Here is a 1,154-nt window from a genome sequence, read left to right as displayed (position 1 = left end):
CCGGTGGCAGCCGTGCGGGAGCTGTCGCGAGCCGCTCGGCGGTTCCTGCCGTGCACGGCGTGGGCGCTGCGCGCGGGCAGCATCTCGGTCGAGCATGCTCAGGTGGTCCGGCGGGCGCTGGGGCGGCTGCCGGCCGATCTCGACGCCATCGTGTGGGCCGAGTGTGAGGCGTTCCTGGCTGTGCACGCCACTCGCCACGACCCGCGCAGCCTCGCCCGGCTGGGTTCACATCTCGCGACCTCGGTCACCGGCGCGCATGAATTGGCTTGCCGACAACAGGCCCAAACCGGCCGCACCGGAACCGGCGAGGACAGCGGCGACGGAACAGCCACGCGCACCGGCGGTGACGGCGGCACCGACCACGACGCAGCCGCCGGCGCCCACGCGCTGGACAACGACCGGGCCGAGGAGCGGGCCGAGGCCAAGACGATGTTCGGGTTCGTGGACAACGGCGACGGCACCGTCCGGGCGTACGGCTGTTTCTCCGCCGAGTCCGCCGACCTCATCACCACCGCGCTCGCCTCGCTGGCCGCACCCGTCCCCGCCACCGACGGCGCCCCGGACCCACGCGGGCACGCCACCCGGACGGGCCAGGCACTGATCGAGCTGTGCCGGCGCGCCATGGACACCGGCGACCTGCTTCCCGGCGGCCGCGGCGCTCGCCCGCACATCACCATCACCGCGTCGCTTCCGACCCTGCGCAAGCAGCCCGGCTGCCCGAAAGCAGCCACCATGTGGGGCACCCCCATCACCCCGGAGGCGCTGCGCCGGCTGGCCTGCGACGCCGGCATCACCCGGGTGCTCACCGATCCGCACGGGGTGCCCCTCGACGTGGGACGACAGCACCGCACGGTCACCTCCGCCCAATGGATCGCCCTCGTCGCCCGAGACAAGGGCTGCGCGTTCCCCGGCTGCTCCCGCCCCGCCGCCTGGACCCAGGCACACCACATTCGGCACTGGGCCGACGGCGGCACCACCGACCTGCACAACCTCGTGCTCGTATGCGGACACCACCACCGCGCTGTGCACCACCGCGGCTGGGCAGTCCGCATCGGCGGCGACCGTCATCCCGAGTTCGTCCCACCACCCTGGATCGACCCCGGCCAACAGCCCCGCCGCAACACCTACCATCGCCTCATCGACGCACTCGGCAG

1 protein-coding gene is annotated in these 1,154 nt (G+C 73.5%); it reads left to right on the top strand.

Features of this window, described 5'->3' with window-relative positions; genetic code table 11:
• Positions 1-12: 12 nt before the first annotated feature.
• The coding region (locus tag E1269_RS31985) for an HNH endonuclease signature motif containing protein (RefSeq protein WP_162606728.1) at positions 13-1,154 on the top strand (1,142 nt) is incomplete at its 3' end.

It is taken from the genome of Jiangella asiatica, assembly GCF_004349065.1.
Taxonomy (GTDB): domain Bacteria; phylum Actinomycetota; class Actinomycetes; order Jiangellales; family Jiangellaceae; genus Jiangella; species Jiangella asiatica.
The sequence above is the reverse complement of the archived record's forward strand: the minus strand, read 5'-3'. Positions and strand labels throughout refer to the sequence as shown.